General features: G+C 64.7%; 17 protein-coding genes. 14 read left to right on the plus strand and 3 right to left on the minus strand.

The genetic code is table 11. The features are described 5' to 3' along the window. Positions 1-32: 32 nt before the first annotated feature. The gene (gene aspS, locus AB5Y47_RS15660) at positions 33-1,799 is read right to left on the minus strand and encodes an aspartate--tRNA ligase (RefSeq protein WP_043155207.1); all 1,767 of its coding nucleotides are present in this window, start codon (positions 1,797-1,799) and stop codon (positions 33-35) included. Between the two features lie 428 nt (positions 1,800-2,227). Between aspS and AB5Y47_RS15665 the strand changes: the two genes are divergently transcribed. From AB5Y47_RS15665 to AB5Y47_RS15700, 8 genes are all read left to right on the plus strand, one after another. Continuing rightward, on the plus strand, positions 2,228-3,076 hold the full coding sequence (locus AB5Y47_RS15665; protein WP_010674092.1) for a DUF72 domain-containing protein: 849 nt from the start codon (positions 2,228-2,230) through the stop codon (positions 3,074-3,076). Between the two features lie 333 nt (positions 3,077-3,409). Beyond that, positions 3,410-4,153, plus strand: coding sequence for a carboxy-S-adenosyl-L-methionine synthase CmoA (gene cmoA / locus AB5Y47_RS15670; protein WP_043155209.1), 744 nt, complete (start codon positions 3,410-3,412; stop codon positions 4,151-4,153). Continuing rightward, positions 4,150-5,127 carry a tRNA 5-methoxyuridine(34)/uridine 5-oxyacetic acid(34) synthase CmoB gene (gene cmoB, locus AB5Y47_RS15675; RefSeq protein ID WP_042017353.1) on the plus strand — a complete coding sequence of 326 codons (978 nt, stop codon included), beginning with the start codon at positions 4,150-4,152 and terminating at the stop codon, positions 5,125-5,127. The genes cmoA and cmoB overlap by 4 nt, the downstream gene beginning before the upstream one ends. An 82-nt stretch (positions 5,128-5,209) precedes the next feature. Next, complete coding sequence (locus AB5Y47_RS15680) at positions 5,210-5,968, plus strand: ATP-dependent zinc protease (RefSeq protein WP_010674089.1); 759 nt, start codon at positions 5,210-5,212, stop codon at positions 5,966-5,968. Between the two features lie 3 nt (positions 5,969-5,971). Continuing rightward, positions 5,972-7,510 (plus strand): inactive transglutaminase family protein, encoded by a 1,539-nt coding sequence (locus tag AB5Y47_RS15685; protein ID WP_010674088.1) that lies wholly within the window; start codon positions 5,972-5,974, stop codon positions 7,508-7,510. A gap of 3 nt (positions 7,511-7,513) precedes the next feature. Then, positions 7,514-8,479, plus strand: coding sequence for an alpha-L-glutamate ligase-like protein (locus AB5Y47_RS15690; RefSeq protein ID WP_039039849.1), 966 nt, complete (start codon positions 7,514-7,516; stop codon positions 8,477-8,479). 297 nt (positions 8,480-8,776) lie between these two features. Beyond that, on the plus strand, positions 8,777-9,691 hold the full coding sequence (locus AB5Y47_RS15695; RefSeq protein ID WP_010674086.1) for a hydrogen peroxide-inducible genes activator: 915 nt from the start codon (positions 8,777-8,779) through the stop codon (positions 9,689-9,691). Positions 9,692-9,797: 106 nt separating this feature from the next. Further along, complete coding sequence (locus tag AB5Y47_RS15700) at positions 9,798-10,247, plus strand: C40 family peptidase (RefSeq protein ID WP_029314241.1); 450 nt, start codon at positions 9,798-9,800, stop codon at positions 10,245-10,247. A gap of 54 nt (positions 10,248-10,301) precedes the next feature. On the opposite strand, the gene AB5Y47_RS15705 is transcribed toward AB5Y47_RS15700, so the two are convergent. Then, positions 10,302-10,595 (minus strand): hypothetical protein, encoded by a 294-nt coding sequence (locus tag AB5Y47_RS15705; RefSeq protein WP_041212706.1) that lies wholly within the window; start codon positions 10,593-10,595, stop codon positions 10,302-10,304. A 212-nt stretch (positions 10,596-10,807) separates the two neighbouring features. On the opposite strand from AB5Y47_RS15705, the gene AB5Y47_RS15710 reads away from it, so the two are divergent. From AB5Y47_RS15710 to AB5Y47_RS15725, 4 genes are read left to right on the plus strand one after another with little or no spacing between them, the layout of a single operon-like run. Next, the gene (locus AB5Y47_RS15710) at positions 10,808-12,238 is read left to right on the plus strand and encodes a coniferyl aldehyde dehydrogenase (RefSeq protein WP_319885216.1); all 1,431 of its coding nucleotides are present in this window, start codon (positions 10,808-10,810) and stop codon (positions 12,236-12,238) included. An 8-nt stretch (positions 12,239-12,246) separates the two neighbouring features. Further along, entirely contained in the window at positions 12,247-12,843 is a 597-nt protein-coding gene (locus AB5Y47_RS15715) for a TetR/AcrR family transcriptional regulator (RefSeq protein WP_319885217.1), read from the plus strand. Continuing rightward, positions 12,833-13,360 (plus strand): hypothetical protein, encoded by a 528-nt coding sequence (locus AB5Y47_RS15720; protein ID WP_041212703.1) that lies wholly within the window; start codon positions 12,833-12,835, stop codon positions 13,358-13,360. Before AB5Y47_RS15715 ends, AB5Y47_RS15720 begins: the two co-directional genes overlap by 11 nt. 16 nt (positions 13,361-13,376) lie before the next feature. Further along, positions 13,377-14,561 carry an iron-containing alcohol dehydrogenase gene (locus tag AB5Y47_RS15725; RefSeq protein ID WP_319885218.1) on the plus strand — a complete coding sequence of 395 codons (1,185 nt, stop codon included), beginning with the start codon at positions 13,377-13,379 and terminating at the stop codon, positions 14,559-14,561. A gap of 14 nt (positions 14,562-14,575) precedes the next feature. Here AB5Y47_RS15725 and cysM read toward each other — a convergent pair whose 3' ends face one another. Then, positions 14,576-15,466, minus strand: a complete 891-nt coding sequence (cysM, locus tag AB5Y47_RS15730) for a cysteine synthase CysM (RefSeq protein ID WP_319885219.1) — start codon at positions 15,464-15,466, stop codon at positions 14,576-14,578. Positions 15,467-15,620: 154 nt separating this feature from the next. On the opposite strand from cysM, the gene AB5Y47_RS15735 reads away from it, so the two are divergent. Both AB5Y47_RS15735 and AB5Y47_RS15740 read left to right on the plus strand, forming a co-directional pair. After that, a complete protein-coding gene (locus AB5Y47_RS15735) occupies positions 15,621-15,878 on the plus strand; it encodes a GNAT family N-acetyltransferase (RefSeq protein WP_041215550.1) in 258 nt (85 codons plus the stop codon). Next, positions 15,868-16,452, plus strand: coding sequence for a nucleotidyltransferase family protein (locus tag AB5Y47_RS15740; protein ID WP_043155221.1), 585 nt, complete (start codon positions 15,868-15,870; stop codon positions 16,450-16,452). The genes AB5Y47_RS15735 and AB5Y47_RS15740 overlap by 11 nt, the downstream gene beginning before the upstream one ends. Positions 16,453-16,492: the final 40 nt, after the last annotated feature.

Raw genomic sequence — 16,492 nt, forward strand, 5'->3', positions numbered from 1 at the left:
GCATCGCTGCGGCCTTTGTTGCCGATAACGGCTTATTCGTCACCCTTGACGGTGGTCGCAATCGCCAGCTCGCCCAGTTGGGCCGGGTTGGCAAAGCTCGGGGCGTCTGTCATCAGACAGGCGGCCGCCGTGGTTTTCGGGAAGGCGATGACATCCCGGATGTTGTCGGTGCCGGTCAGCAGCATGCTCAGGCGATCCAGACCGAAGGCCAGGCCGGCGTGGGGCGGGGTGCCGTATTTCAGGGCATCCAGCAGGAAGCCGAACTTCAGGCGCTGCTCGTCCGGGGTGATCCCCAGGATGTCGAACACGGTGGACTGCATCTCGCTGTTGTGGATACGCACAGAGCCGCCACCCACTTCGTAACCGTTGATCACCATGTCGTAGGCGTTGGCGTAAGCGCCCACCGGGTTCGCTTTCAGCTCGGCCGGGCCCAGGTTGCTCGGGGCGGTGAAGGGGTGGTGCATGGCCGCCAGGCCGCCTTCGCCATCTTCTTCGAACATGGGGAAGTCGATGACCCAGAGCGGCTTCCAGACGTTCTCCACCAGGCCCAGATCGCGGCCCACCTTCAGGCGCAGGGCGCCCATGGCATCGCACACCACTTTCTTGGAGTCGGCGCCGAAGAAGATGATGTCGCCATCCATCGCGCCGGTGCGGGCCAGGATCTCGCGCACGATGGCGTCAGAGAGGAACTTGGCCACTGGGGACTGCACCCCTTCGAGGCCGTTGGCGGCTTCGTTGACCTTCATCCAGGCCAGGCCCTTGGCACCGTAGATGCCGACGAACTTGGTGTACTCGTCGATCTGCTTGCGAGACAGCTCCGCGCCGCCCGGTACCTTCAGGGCCGCCACGCGGCCTTTCGGATCCTTGGCAGGACCGGCGAACACGGCGAACTCCACCTCGGTCAAGAGATCTGCCACGTCCACCAGCTCCATCGGCAAACGCAGGTCCGGCTTGTCGGAGCCGAAGCGGCGCATGGCTTCGTCGAAGGTCATGATGGGGAAGTCGCCCAGGTCCACGTTCAGGATGTGCAGCCAGAGCTTGCGGATCATCTCTTCCATGATTTCACGCACCTGGGGCGCGGTCATGAAGGAGGTCTCCACGTCGATCTGGGTGAATTCCGGCTGGCGGTCGGCACGCAGGTCTTCGTCGCGGAAGCACTTGACGATCTGGTAGTAGCGGTCGAAGCCGGACATCATCAGCAACTGCTTGAACAGCTGGGGGGACTGCGGTAGGGCGTAGAACTTGCCCTTGTGCACGCGGCTCGGCACCAGGTAATCACGGGCCCCTTCCGGGGTCGCCTTGGTCAGCATCGGGGTCTCGATGTCGAGGAAGCCGTGCTCGTCCATGAAGCGGCGCACGAAGGCACTGGCCTTCGCACGGGTCTTCAGGTACTTGGCCATCTCGGGACGACGCAGGTCCAGGTAGCGGTACTTGAGGCTCACCTCTTCGCTGTTGACCTGGTTGAAGTCAAGGGGCAGCGGCTCGGCACGGTTGATGATGGTGAGCTCGTGGGCGAACACCTCGATGGCACCGGTGGCCATGTCGCTGTTGCGCTGGGAGTCGGGGCGGGTACGCACCACGCCGGTCACCTGGATGCAGAACTCGCCGCGCAGCTCGGAGGCCAGGGCAAAGGCGTCCGGCTTGTCCGGATCGAAGAACACCTGCACGATGCCCTCGCGGTCGCGCATGTCGATAAAGATGAGGCCGCCGAGATCACGACGACGATGGACCCAACCGCACAATGTAATGGTCTGCCCGGCATGGGCCTCATTGACCTGTCCGCAATAGATAGAGCGCATGGACTTCTTCCTTCGAAATGGTAGAGAGACGGTTCATCCTGGGTCGCCGGGCACGACTGGCAAGCACCGTCTGTCTCACAGCTGGCCAGATCCTGCTTCTTGCCCGGTTTGAAATCTGTCTCGGGTCATCCGGCTCCCCGAGCCGGATTCTTGCCGCCGCCCCAGGCATGCCCCCGCTCCCGACCGGGATGACGAGTGGGCGCCGGGGTATCGGCTGGCGTCGTTGTCTGGCCACTGCCGGGCCGCGATCATCGTCACCCAGGGGCTCGGTCGCGCGCATTACGACAATGTGGCAAACAAAAGGGTTGGCATTATAGAGGAAAACCTCCATTTGGGTAAAATGGCCCGCAGCCCCCTTTACCCTGTTTTTTGTTGTTCTGGCGCAAAAAGGAGGGCAAAAGTGCGCCAACCTGCCGACAGGAACCATCATGAGCCTCTATTTGGGCCTGCCCCAGTGGTCACACCCGGCCTGGCCCGGCCAGTTGCTTGGGATGAATGCCAGGCCCGCCGAGCACCTCGCCGACTATGCCCGGGTGTTCAACTCCGTGGAGGGCAACACCACCTTCTACGCCTCGCCGACCCCGGAGACGGTGCAGCGCTGGGCCGATGCGGTCCCCGACCACTTTCGCTTCAGCTTCAAGTTTCCCAAGGAGATCAGCCACCAGAGCGATCTGGTGAGCGCGGACAAACAGGTGACGGCCTTCATCCGCCTGCTGGCCCCCCTGCATGACAAGCTGGGGCTGCTCAAGCTGCAACTGCCCGCCCGCTTCGGGCCAGAGGGGCTGGCCCGTCTGGATGCCTTCTTCGCGCGGCTGCCCCAGGATTTCACCTATGCCCTCGAGGTGCGCCACCCCGATTTCTTCGCCAAGGGGGAGGCGGAACGGGCCCTCAACCGGATGCTGATGGCGCGGGGCATCAATCGCATCATGCTCGACAGCCGCCCGCTCTTCTCGGTGCCCGCCACCACGGCCGCCATGATCGATGCCCAGGGCAAGAAACCCAGGTTGCCGGTCCATCTGCTGGCCACGGGGGGTGCCCCGGTGGTGCGCCTGATTGGTTTGCCTCAAATCGAGGACAATCACCCATTTTTGCCACCATGGTTGCCACATTGGAAACAATGGCTTCAGGAGGGCAAGGATCTCTACCTCTTTGTTCACACCGCCGACAATGCCCGGGCCCCCGAACTCGCACGGCAGATCAGCCGCCTGCTCGGCCAGGAGATGGCCCCCTGGCCGGGAGAAAACGATCGCGCCCGCCAGGGGGTGCTGCCCTTTTGAGCGGCCCCCTCCCCGCCCCTTCTCTATCCCCAAAAAAAGCCGCTTTTTTTGTGGTCCCACCGGGGTTGGCGTCAAGACAAACGCCCGCCTTTCCTCTACACTAGCGCCCCAAGTAAGGTCCCGGGCCTGGGTGCATGGCAATGCGTTGCCCACCCCAGCCCGGCACCCTGAGGGCCCGGACCATGGCCCGTTGCGAACAGGGGCAGCCCGAAGGATCCCGGAGCAAGCCACCCCGTTCGTCAACCGGTGACGACGCCATTTCGATGTCCGTCCACCCAAGATTCAATTGAATAAAACAGCCGCCCACCACACCGGCTGTCAGGTTGCGTCAGCATGCACGATCAGATTTTTGCCGCCCCCATTGCCCGTCTGGGAGACTTCTGCTTTGACGAGCAGGTCGTCGACGTCTTCCCCGACATGATCCAGCGCTCGGTGCCCGGTTACAGCAACATCATCTCCGCCATCGGCATGATGGCCGCCCGCTACGCCCAGCCCCAGAGCCGCCTCTACGATCTCGGCTGCTCCCTCGGCGCCGCGACCCAGGCCATGCGCCGCCACGTCACCCAGCCCGGTTGCCAGATCACGGCGGTGGATCTCTCCCACCCCATGATCGAGCGGGCCCGCGCCCACCTCTCGGGCTTCAAGTCCGAGGTGCCGGTGGATCTGGTGGAGGCGGACATCTGCGACATCCCCATCGAGAACGCCTCCGTGGTGGTGCTCAACTTCACCCTGCAGTTCGTCGCCCCCGAGAAGCGGGCCGCCCTCATCGCGCGCATCTTTGACGGCCTGCGCCCCGGCGGCATCCTCATCCTGAGCGAGAAGTTCCGCTTCGATGACGAGCAGGTCAACGAGCTGCTCATCGACTTGCACCTCGACTTCAAGCGGGCCAACGGCTACAGCGAGCTGGAAATCAGCCAGAAGCGCACCGCCCTTGAGAACGTGATGCGCACCGACACCCTGGCGGTCCATCAGGCGCGCCTGCGGGACGCCGGCTTCACCCACCTGGACCTCTGGTTCCAGTGCTTCAACTTCGGCTCCATGATTGCCATCAAGCCAGCGACACCAACTAAGCCATGATCGATTTCGCCCATTTTTATCAACTGATCGCCAAGAACCGGTTGAGCCACTGGCTGCACACCCTGCCCGCCCAGCTGCACGCCTGGCAGCACGACAACCTGCACGGGGATCTGCCGCGCTGGAACCGCGCCCTCGCCAAGCTGCCCGTCGTGGCCCCCGGCCGGATCGAGCTCAAAGAGCGGGTCGCCATCGGCGGCTCCGATAGCCTGGGAGAGGGTGAGCGCAAGAAGACCGAGAGCCTGTTGCGCCAGCTCATGCCCTGGCGCAAGGGCCCCTTCCATGTGCACGGCATCCACATCGACACCGAGTGGCGCTCCGACTGGAAGTGGGATCGGGTGCTGCCCCACATCAGCCCGCTCCAGGGCCGCTACGTGCTGGACGTGGGCTGCGGCAGCGGCTACCACCTCTGGCGCATGGTGGGGGAAGGGGCGAAACTGGCGGTCGGCATCGACCCGAGCCCGCTGTTCCTCTGCCAGTTCGAAGCCATTCGCCACTTCATGGACAACGACCAGCGCGCCCACCTGCTGCCGCTCGGTATCCAGGAGCTGCCGGCGCTGCGGGCCTTTGACACCGTCTTCTCCATGGGGGTGCTCTATCATCGCAAGTCCCCCATCGAGCACATCGAGCAGTTGCGCAACCAGCTCAAAGACGATGGGGAGCTGGTGCTCGAGACCCTGGTGGTGGACGGCGACGAAAACCAGGTGCTGATGCCCTCCGATCGCTACGGCAAGATGCGCAACGTCTGGTTCCTCCCCTCGAGCGCGGCCCTCACACGCTGGGTCGAGCGCTGCGGGTTCACCGATGTGCGCATCGTCGACGAGAATATGACCAGCACCGACGAACAGCGTCGTACCGACTGGATGATTAACGAGTCCCTGAGTGACTATCTGGATCCACACAATCCTGCACTCACGGTCGAAGGATACCCGGCACCCAAACGTGCCGTACTGATCGCCAGAAAGGCCAAAGACTAGCCGATGGCGGCTGTGGAAGTTACACTGACCCAATTCCAGGAAGCACAGTTAAATGAATGACATGAAAAGCAAATTAAAAGGAATGACCCTGCTCTCCCTGCTCAGTCTCGGCGGGTGTGTCAGTATGGAAAAAGCCCCCCCGGCCCCGACCCTGACGCTGGCCGAGCTGCGCAACGAGATCTCGTTGAGCGAGCAACGTCTGCAAACATCCATGGAACAGCAACAGAAGCAGTATGTGCAGCAACAGCACCTGCTGGTTCAGCTCAACACCGATGTCACCAACATGAAAGAGTCCGTGAAGAAAGTCGACAGCAAGCTGGCTACCCTGCCTCCCGAGCCGCCCAAGGCCATGCCCATTCCCACCGAGAAGTGCCCGGCGCCGAGCCAGGGCCACACCGTCGATGGCAAGCTGCTGGTGGGTGAAGCGGAGTGGATCTGGGTTGACGCCGCCAACGACGCCTTCCAGGCCCGGGTCGACACCGGCGCCACCACCTCCTCCATCAGCGCCCAGGAGATCACCATCTTCGAGCGCAACGGCAAGAACTGGGTGCGCTTCTTCCTGAGCCACCAGGAGATGGACGACAAGATCCAGATTGAAGCACCCCTGGTGCGTCACGTGCGGGTCCGTCAGGCTTCCGCCGACGATCTCGACCGTCGCCCCGTGGTTCGCCTCGCCGTGCGCATCGGCGACATGACCGAGAAGGCCGAATTTACCCTGAAGGACCGCAGCGACATGACCTTCCCCGTGCTGCTGGGCCGTGAATTCCTCAAAGACATCGCCGTGGTCGACGTGGCCCGCGAATATATCCAACCCAAACCCAAGCTCAAGGATGTGAAATAATCCATGGTTTCCCGTAAGCCGTTCTATCTGCTGGTCGCCCTGCTCTACATCGTCGGCCTGGGGATGACCTTCTATCATCACATCGCGCTGGACGTCCCGCTCACGCCGGGTGAAAAGCGCCAGATCTGGTCCATCGAAGCCAAGCTCGAGTTCGAGGCCACCGGCGAGCCGGTGATCGCCTCCCTGGCCATTCCGGGCACCCAGCCCGGCTTCACCCTGATGAACGAGAACGCCGCGAGCCCGGGCTATGGCCTGTCGTTCGTGGAAAAAGACGGGGATGCCCGCGCCGAGTGGTCCATCCGCACCGCCTCCGGCCGTCAGGAGCTCTACTACCGGGTCGACATGATGGCCGATGCCCATGCCAAGCCCGCCGCCAACCCGCAGCCGCCCGCCATCGAGAAGCAGATCGAGAGCGAGCCCTACGCCACGGCCATGAAGCAGATCCTGGAGCGCGCCCAGGAGCGCTCCGCCGACGGCTACACCCTGACCCGCGAGATCATCAAGGAGATCGAGAAGCAGGAACAGAACGCCGAGCTGCTCAAGTCCCACAAGAGCCGCGCCAATCTGATTGCCGAGCTGCTCAACAACGCGGACGTCCCGGCCCGGGTGGTTCACGCCCTCAGCCTGGAAGATGGCCGTCGCCGTCAGGAGCTGGTGGATTACCTGCAGGTCTTCAACAGCCCGACCGACTACAAGCTGTTCAACCCGCAAAGCGGTGAACAGGGTCAACCGGCCAACCTGCTGCTGTGGGAGTACAACTCCGGCGCCCTCCTGGACGTCACCGGCGGTCACAACTCCCGCGTCACCTTCTCGATGATCGAGCAGGAGCAACCGGTCAACGTGGCCCTGGCCCAGAAGTTCGAAAAATCCGAGATGATGAACTTCTCCATCCACAGCCTGCCCCTGGAAGAGCAAGCCCTGTTCAAGGGTCTGCTGCTCATCCCCATCGGCGTGCTGATGGTGGTGTTCCTGCGGGTCATCGTGGGGATCAAGACCTCCGGCACCTTCATGCCGGTGCTGATCGCGGTCGCCTTCATCCAGACCTCGCTGGTCACCGGCCTCATCGGCTTCCTGCTGATCGTCGGCACCGGCCTGGTGATCCGTTCCTACCTCTCGAGGCTGAACCTGCTGCTGGTCGCCCGAATATCGGCGATCATCATCATGGTGATCTCGATGATCGGCATCTTCTCGGCGTTCGCCTTCAAGCTGGGGCTGACCGACGGCATGAAGATCACCTTCTTCCCGATGATCATCCTCTCCTGGACCATCGAACGCATGTCCATCCTGTGGGAAGAAGAGGGTCCCAAAGAGGTGTTCCGCCAGGGCGGCGGCTCCCTGCTGGTGGCGGTCATCGCCTACCTGGCCATGGACAACGAGCTCATTCGTCACCTCACCTTCAACTTCCTCGGCCTGCAGCTGGTGCTGATGGCGACCGTGCTGTTGATGGGTAACTACACCGGCTACAAGCTGAGCGAGCTCAAGCGCTTCAAGCCGCTGGTGGACGAGATGAAGTCTGGTGCCACCCCGGGTAAGGACAAGTAACAGATGTGGTTCTGGCAGAAATACACCAGTCCGTGGAGCCTGTCCCAGGCAGGCATCCTCGGCATGAACAAGCGCAACCACTCCTACATCAGCCGCTACAACCCGCGCCGCCTCTATCCGCTGGTGGATGACAAGCTCAAGACCAAGCGCATCGCGCTGGATGCGGGGGTGACGGTGCCTGAACTCATCGGCACCATCCGCGAGCAGCACGACGTGACTCGCATCACCGAGCTGGTGAAAGACTGGCCGGGCTTCTGCATCAAGCCGGCCCGCGGCTCCGGCGGCAAGGGGATCCTGGTGATCCTGCGCCAGGAGGACGGCCTCTTCTACAAGCCCAACGGCAGCGCCGCCAACGGCCAGGATCTGGAGCGCCATGTCTCCAACATCCTGGCGGGACTCTATTCCCTCGGCGGCAAGCCCGACGTGGCGCTGGTGGAAGGGCTCATCAACTTCGACGACGTGTTCGACGGCTACTCCTTCGAAGGGGTCCCCGATGCCCGGGTGATCATCTTCAAGGGGTTCCCGGTGATGGCCATGATGCGCCTCTCGACCTCGGCTTCCGATGGCAAGGCGAACCTGCACCAGGGCGCCGTGGGGGTGGGCCTGTGCCTGCGCACCGGCCGCGCCCTGCGGGCGGTGCAGTTTGGCAACCCGCTGCGCCACCACCCGGACACCGGCCTGGATCTCTATGATCTGAAGGTGCCCCACTGGGACACCCTGCTCAACCTGGCGGCCTCCTGCTACGAGATGTCCGGTCTTGGCTACATCGGGACCGACATGGTGCTGGACAAGTTCCGCGGCCCCATGCTGCTGGAGCTCAACGCCCGTCCGGGCCTTGCCATCCAGATCGCCAACGGTCGCGGCCTGGTGCCCAACCTCAAGACCATCGAGAAGCTGGGTCAGGTCAAGATGAACGTGGAGCAGCGGGTCAACTTCGCCAAGGATCACTTCGGTATCTTCGACGAATAGTCCGCCCCCCTTCTGCAAAAACGCGCCCACCGGCGCGTTTTTTTATGGCCGCTCCTGCGCGCAGGGCGCCCCGCCCGAAGGCCGATCCCCGTCACATCCCATGGCGGCGCCCCTTCAATGGCGCGGCACAAGGGGATAAGCTCCTGACCAATGAGGGGTGGCCTGCCCATCGGCGCAGGCCACCCCATGTGCGTGAGGCAGTGCGCCTGCCAGGGGGCACCGATTTGTCGGCGACAACGGGGCTTCTCGATGGTAGATTAATCAAATCAAATAGATAGCATCGATCGGGTTTCTCCTATGCAACGTTGGCCCAGCCTGAAGCAGCTCCAGTATCTGGTCGCTCTGGACGAGCACAAGAATTTCAACCGCGCCGCCAAGGCCTGCCATGTCAGCCAGTCGACCCTGAGTACCGGGATCCAGACCCTGGAGGACATGATGAACCTGCAACTGGTAGAGCGGGATCACAAGAGCTTCATCATGACGCCGGTCGGCATGGAAATCGTGGCGCGGGCGCGCAACCTGCTCTCCGACGCCCGGGATCTGATGGAGCTGGGGCAGCAGCAGGGGGGCGTCATGCACGGCACGGTGCGCCTGGGCTGCATCCCCACCATCGCCCCCTTCCTGCTGAGCAAGCTGCTGCAGGTGTGCGGCAAGGCCTATCCGGATCTGGAGCTGCTGCTGCGGGAAGACACCACCACCAATCTGCTCAAGCAGCTGGAGCAGGGGCAGCTCGATCTGCTGATCCTGGCGCTGCCGGTGGAGATCGGCGGCTTCCACAGCAAGACCGTCGGCCAGGATCCCTTCCACATGGTGATGCCCTCCCACATGGCTGCGGGCCTGCACATGCCGTTCGACTACAAGGAGCTGCCCAACCAGAGCATCTTCCTGCTGGAGCGGGAGCACTGCCTGACGGAGCACGCGGTGAGCGCCTGCCGGCTGCGGGACAAGAGCAAGATCAACCCCTTCGCCGCCACCAGTCTGCACACCCTGGTGCAAATGGTGGGGGCCGGTCTTGGCACCACCTTCCTGCCCCAGATGGCCATAGATGCGGGCATCCTCGACAACACGGACCTGGTGGCCATCCCCCTGCCCGGTGAGAAACCCTATCGGGAGATAGGCCTGGTGTGGCGCCCCAGCACCACGCGGGTGCAGACCTTCTACAAGATTGCCGAGCTGCTGACGCCGCTCATTACCCCCAAACCGGCGGGGTGACTCAGTGGCTGCCCCCACAGGCGGCCACTCGTCAATGCCGTTGTCATTCAGGTTCCAGGCAGGATCATCGTCTATGATGAACCCCGTGCCCTATCAAGGAGTTGAGATGTTTCGCACCTTGCTGCTGCCCCTGCTGGCCCTGCTTCTCGCCGCCTGCTCCAGCACGCCGGAGCCTCCCCCTCCCGTGCGCCAGAGCGGCGCATTCGACAACTTCTATCAGCAGTGGCGCGGCGTGCCCTATCGCATGGGCGGTACCAGCCGCGCCGGTCTCGACTGCTCCGCCTTCACCCAGCTCGCCTACAGCCAGGTGCTGGGCTTCACCCTGCCCCGCACCACGGAATCCCAGGCGAGTCTCGGCCGCCCGGTGGACAGATACCGTCTCCAGCACGGGGACCTGGTCTTCTTCAAGACCGGCTGGCAGCAGTACCACGTCGGGGTCTACACCGGGGCAGGTGAGTTCATCCACGCCTCCACCAGCAAGGGCGTGATCCGCTCGCGCCTCGACAACGTCTACTGGAACAGCCGCTACTGGCAGGCCCGCAGGCTGGTCCAGTAGGTGCGACCCCAAACATGAAAAGGCCCCGAGGGGCCTTTTCATGTTGTTGCAGGGTCAGTGCTTGCGGTGCCAGCGGGGCGAGGTGGCACGCTCCCCCCAGGGGGTCATGCAGGGCAGCAGGGCCCCCTCGATGACGTCCTCATGGCTCGCCAGCGCCAGGGCAATCTTCTCGTGGAGCAGGCGCAGCAGGTTCTTCTCCTGGCCCGCCAGGGAGTGGCCCGCGGCGAAATACTCCTGCTGATGTTGCAGCGCCAGCTTCTGGGCAAACTCATAGGTATTGAAACTGTCCGGCATGCGCGCGATCACGTCATCCAGCCGGGCCAGCAGGCTATGCAATTCCCTGGTCATGTGCGGTTCTCCCTCCGAGTTGGTGCCCCACAATTACCCCTTATTAGATAGAAGACCAATCCGGATGCCTCAAAAATGGGAGCCCGGACACAGTTCCGGACAACGCTGCCCACTGGCAGCCACCCTCTGCCCTCGCCCGGTTTACAAGTCGGCAACGAATCGCTAGATTTGGACCGACTAATCAGTCGGTCACTTTTCGTGCGGAGCATGCCATGGACACCACCGTCACCCCCGCCTCACCGGACAAGTTCTCCCTCCCCGAACAACTGCATCGGCTCAGGCAGGCCAGCCAGGCCACCCCCATGCCTGATCTGGCGTCCCGCCTCGCCAGACTTGATGCCCTCAAGCAGGGGCTGCTGCGCCACAAGCAGGCACTTTGTCAGGCCCTGGCCCGGGACTACGGCCAGCGCAGCGATTACGACAGCCTGATCGCCGATGTGCTCCCCTGCGTCATGCAGATCAACTACACCCAGAAACGGCTCAAGGGGTGGATGAAACCGGAGCGCCGTCATTCCGGCCTGCTGCTGGCCCCCGCCAGGGTCGAGGTGCACTATCAGCCCCTCGGCGTCGTCGGCATCATGGTGCCCTGGAATTTCCCGGTGATGCTGAGCCTCGGGCCCCTCATCGGCGCCCTCGCCGCCGGCAACCGCGCCATGATCAAGCTCTCCGAGTTCACCCCTCACACCAACGCCGTGCTGCGCACCCTGCTCGATGAGGCCCTCGGCGGTGACGAGGTGGTGGTCATCGAGGGGGATGCGGGGATCGCGGCCGCCTTCAGCGCCCTCCCCTTCGACCATCTCATCTTCACCGGCTCCACGGCGGTGGGTCGGCTGGTGATGGCCGCGGCCGCCCCCCAGCTCACCCCCCTCACCCTGGAGCTCGGCGGCAAGAGCCCCTGTCTCATCGCCCCCGACATGCCCCTGGCCCTGGCGGTGGAGCGGATGATCTTCGGCAAGAGCCTCAACGCCGGCCAGATCTGCGTGGCCCCCGACTACGTGCTGCTGCCGAGGGGGCAGGAGCAGGCCTTTATCGAGGCCTATCAGGCCCATTTTCGCCGCCTCTACCCCAAAGGGCTCGAGAGCCCGGATTATGGCGCCATCATCAACCCCCCCCAGTACGAGCGGCTCACCGCCTGGCTGGAGGAGGCGAGGCAGGCAGGCGCCCAGATCCACCCCTGCGTCACGCCCGCCCGTGATGACGCCACCCGCAAACTGGTGCCCCACCTGCTGACCGAGGTGCCCGGCCACTGCCAGGTGATGCAGCAGGAGATCTTCGGCCCCCTGCTGCCCCTGGTGCCCTATGACGACATCGAGGAGGCCCTGGCCTATGTGGCGGCCCGGCCCCGCCCCCTGGCGCTCTATCTGATGAGCCTGGACGAGACGTTGCAGCGCCGACTCATCCGGGAGACCCACGCCGGAGGCATGGCCATCAACGAGAGCCTGTTCCAGGTGGCGGCGGACGATGCCCCCTTCGGCGGCATCGGTCCCTCCGGCATGGGCCACTATCACGGCAGCGAGGGGTTTCTCACCTTCTCCAAGGCGAAAACCGTGCTACGCCGCGGGCGCTTCAGCACAGGCTCCCTCATTCACCCCCCCTATCGGCGCTGGTACCAGCGGCTGATGATGGCCCTGTTCCTGCGTTAGGAGGCGAGATGCGAGAGACCATGACCGACAAACGCCGCCAGATCCTGGATGCCGCCCTGGCCCTGTGCGCGGAGGATGGCCTGCAGGGCGCCGCCACCGCCCGCATCGCCAAGGCGGCCGGGGTGGCCAATGGCACCCTGTTTCATCACTTTCCCAGCAAGGAGGTGCTGATCCAGAGCCTCTACCAGGACATCAAGCTGCGCCTTGGCGCCGCCATCACCGAGGCCGATGCCGATGCCGCCCTGCCGCTCCAGGAGCAGGCCCGCCACTACTGGCACCAGGCCATGGGCTGGATGCAGGCCCACCCCCGTGAGCTCAGGTTCGTGCTGGGCTTTTTCCACTCCCCCCTGCTGGCCCGCCCCCTGCGCAGCCAGATCCTGGCGGAGACCTTGCATTTTCTGCCGAGCCTGCTCGCCCGGGGCCAGGCCAGCGGCGAGCTGATGTCGGCCCCGCCGGCACTGATGCTGGAGGTGTGCCAGGGCCAGTTTCTGGCCTGCGCCTCCCTCTTTGTCGATCAGCCTGAACTGGGAGAAGACCCCCACTGGCAGGAGAGCGCCTTCGCCCTCTTCTGGTCCGCCATCAGCGGAGGTTCCCATGCGCCCTGACGCCCTGCTTGCCACCGGCAGACGCCTCTGGATTGGCAGCCTGCTCTGGATCATCGGCCGCACTCTGTGCCGCGCCGCCCGGGTCGACGAGGCGGTGCGCCGCGAGCTTGCCCCCCTGCCGGACGGCCTCACCATCAGGCTCGAGGTAAACGGCATGACCCGGGGGCTCAGTCTCTACAAGTTCGCGGGGCGCTGGCACTGCGGTGAGGAGGCTGGCAGGGCGCATTCGACCTGTGCCCATGACGGCCCCCACCCCCTGCGGGTGCGCTTCAAGCACCCCGCCGTCGCCTTTCGCGCCCTCAGTTTTCGCCTCGGCATCAACCAGGCCTTTTGCGAAAACCGGCTGCTGGTGGAGGGGGATCTCGACGCGGCCATGCACCTGGTGCGAGCGCTTGAGCAGTTGCAGAGCCTGATCCTGCCCGCCTTCATCGCGCGGCCCCTGCTTCGCCACTACCCGGACCCGCATCGCAAGCTCGCGCGGGCCTGCCACATCTATCTGGGTCTGCTGACCGGTTGAACACGAGGAGAACGGGATGAGCCGTTATTACGATTTTTTCTGCCCGGTCAAACTGATGGCGGGGGAGCAGGCACTGGAACAGTTGCCGGATGCCTTGAGGGGATTGGGGGCTGGCCGCCCGCTGCTGCTCACCGACAAGGGGGTCAGCGGCAGCGGGCTCGCCACCCTGCTGGCCCATGTGATGGCCGAAGGGGCCTTGCCGGTCGCCGCCATCTGGGACGAGATCCCGGCGGACTCCTCCACCGCCGTGGTGGAGCGGATCGCCCGCCACTACCGGGAGCTGGGCTGTGACAGCCTGCTGGCCCTTGGCGGCGGCTCCGTCATCGACACCGCCAAGGCGGTGAACATACTGGCGACCCTGGGGGGCGAGCGGCTGCTCGACTATGCCGGAGCGGATTGCCTGACCCGTCCCCTCAACCCCCTGGCGGTGGTCCCCACCACGGCGGGGACCGGCTCCGAAGTGACGCTGGTGGCAGTGATCAAGGATGAAGGGAGCGGGCGCAAGGTGCCCTTCACCTCCCCCTTCCTGCTGCCCCGGCTGGCGGTGCTGGATCCCCGCTTCACCCTGGGGCTGCCGCTGCCCATCACTGCCGCCACCGCCATGGATGCCATGACCCACGCCATCGAGGCCTTCATCGGCAACGGCAAGAACCCGGTCAGTGACGCCCTGGCCCTGATGGCGGTGGAGAAGATAGCCACCGCCCTGCCCAGGGTGCTGGCCCACCCGACGGACAAGGGCCTACGGCTGCAACTGGCAGAGGGCTCCACCCTAGCGGGCATGGCGTTCTCCAACTCCATGGTGGGGCTGGTGCACGCCCTCGGCCACAGTCTGGGGGCGCGCTGCCACCTGCCCCATGGCCTCTGCATGAACCTCTTCCTGCCCACCGTGCTCGACTACAACCGGCCCGGCATCGACCCCGAGCTCGCCCGCCTGCTGCTGCCCCTGGTGGGGCCGGAGCGCTTTGCCGCGACCCCGGCCGAGGGGAGACCCCAGGCCACCATCGAGGCGTTGCAGGCACTGCGCGATACCCTGTGGCAGACGGCCAAGCTGCCCCGCACCCTGCGGGAGGCGGGCCTCACCGACAAGGCGCTGCTGCCCGGGATCCGGGATCTCGCCATCAACGATGGCGCCCTGCTCTACAACCGCAAGGATGCGGACAGGGACCAGTTGCTGGTCCTGCTGGAGCGAGCCTGGGAGTAACGGGCCCTTGCCCGTCAGACATCGGGGGTGAAGACCCCGGTGGAGAGATAGCGATCCCCCCGATCGCAGATGATCGCCACCACCACCCCCTGCCCGATCTCCGCCGCCACCCGCAAGGCCCCGGCCACCGCGCCACCCGAGCTGACACCGCAGCAGATCCCCTCCTCCCGCGCCAGGCGGCGCATCATGACGAGGGACTCTTCCAGTGTCACATCCAGCACCCCATCGACCCGCGCAGGCTCGAAGATGGCGGGCCGGTAGGCCTCGGGCCAGCGGCGAATGCCGGGGATCTGGCTCCCCTCGGCCGGTTGCAGGCCGATCACCGCCACCGCCGGGTTCTGCTCCTTGAGGTAGCGGGAGACCCCCATGATGGTGCCCGTGGTGCCCATGGCCGAGACGAAGTGAGTGACCGCCCCGCCGCTCTGGCGCCAGATCTCGGGGCCGGTGGAGCGGTAGTGGGCATCCGGGTTGGCGGGGTTGTTGAACTGATCGAGCACCAGCCCCTCCCCCCGCGCCTGCATGGCCAGGGCGAGGTCTCGCGCCGCTTCCATGCCCTCTTCCACCAGCACCAGCTCGGCGCCGTAGGCCTGCATGGCGTCGCGCCGCTCCTGGCTCATGTTGCTCGGCATGATGAGTCGCATCCGGTAACCCCGGGACGCCGCCACCATGGCCAGCGCGATGCCGGTATTGCCGGAGGTGGCCTCGATGAGCCGGGTTCCTGGCGCTAAGTGACCACTCGCCTCTGCCTGCCTGATGAGGTTCAGCGCCGCCCTGTCCTTGACGGAGCCGGCGGGGTTGTTGCCCTCCAGCTTCACCAGCAGGGTGACGCCGGGGTGCGGATTGATGCGGCGCAGCGCCAGCAGCGGGGTGTTGCCTATCAGATCGTCCAGGGTGGCGAAGGCCATGACGGATCCATCCTCTCTCAATGTTCTATACCTTGCCTTGCGACCATTCGCAGGCCGGCCAGTGTAAGCGAGCCCGCCATGGGCGCAAAGAATGGCGTTGGCAAACCCTGTCCGCCATGTTCTGATCTTCCCATTCACCCAGAGAGGACTCCCGATGAGCGACATCCTTCACCAGGCCGATCAGCAGCAGTTTGTCTGCACCGTGGACGGCAAGATCTCCCGCCTTGCCTATCGCCGGCTGGACGCCACCACGGTGGACGCCTACAGCACCCAGGTTCCCCCCGAGCTGCGCGGACAGGGGATTGCCGACAAGCTGGCCCGCCGCTTCTACGACTGGACCCTCTCTGAGGGGCTCACCATAGTGCCGAGCTGCAGCTACATCGACGTCTGGTTGCGCCGCAATGCCGGTTGAAGCCGGGGCGCTGCGGGAGGCACACCTGCGGGCCTGCACCGAGGCCCTGCTGCGGGCTGATCACCCGCGCATGGATTGCCTCCGGGCTGCGCGGGAGCTGGCCCTGCCCGACTGGGCCTTGGGGGCGGGGTTTGTGCGCAGCCTCATCTGGGATCACCTCCATCACAAGGCCGAACCCACCCCGCTCAACGACATCGATCTTATCTATCTGGACAGCGCTGATCCGACTGGATTGAAGGAGGCCGATCACGAAGCCTGGCTCGCCGCCAGGATGCCGGGCCAGTTGTGGGAGGTGCGCAACCAGGCCCGCATGCATCTGCGCCAGCAGGTGCCTCCTTTTGCCAGCTCCCTCTCGGCCCTCAGCCACTGGGTGGAGATACCCACCTGCATCGGGGTCCGCCTGCTGGCAGATGATACGTTCGAGTGGCTGGCCCCCTACGGCTTTGCCCCCAACTGGTCCCTGGTGGTGAGCCCCAATCCGCGCTGTCGCCAGGAGAGCCGTATCTTTAGCGAACGGGTCAGGGCCAAGGGGTGGCAACGCATCTGGCCTGACCTTGTGGTGAACTGGCCATGAGCGGATTGCAAAGGGTCGACAACCTTGGGCACACTAAGAA

It is taken from the genome of Aeromonas sp. R7-2 (assembly GCF_040908105.1).
In the GTDB taxonomy this organism is placed as follows: domain Bacteria; phylum Pseudomonadota; class Gammaproteobacteria; order Enterobacterales; family Aeromonadaceae; genus Aeromonas; species Aeromonas caviae.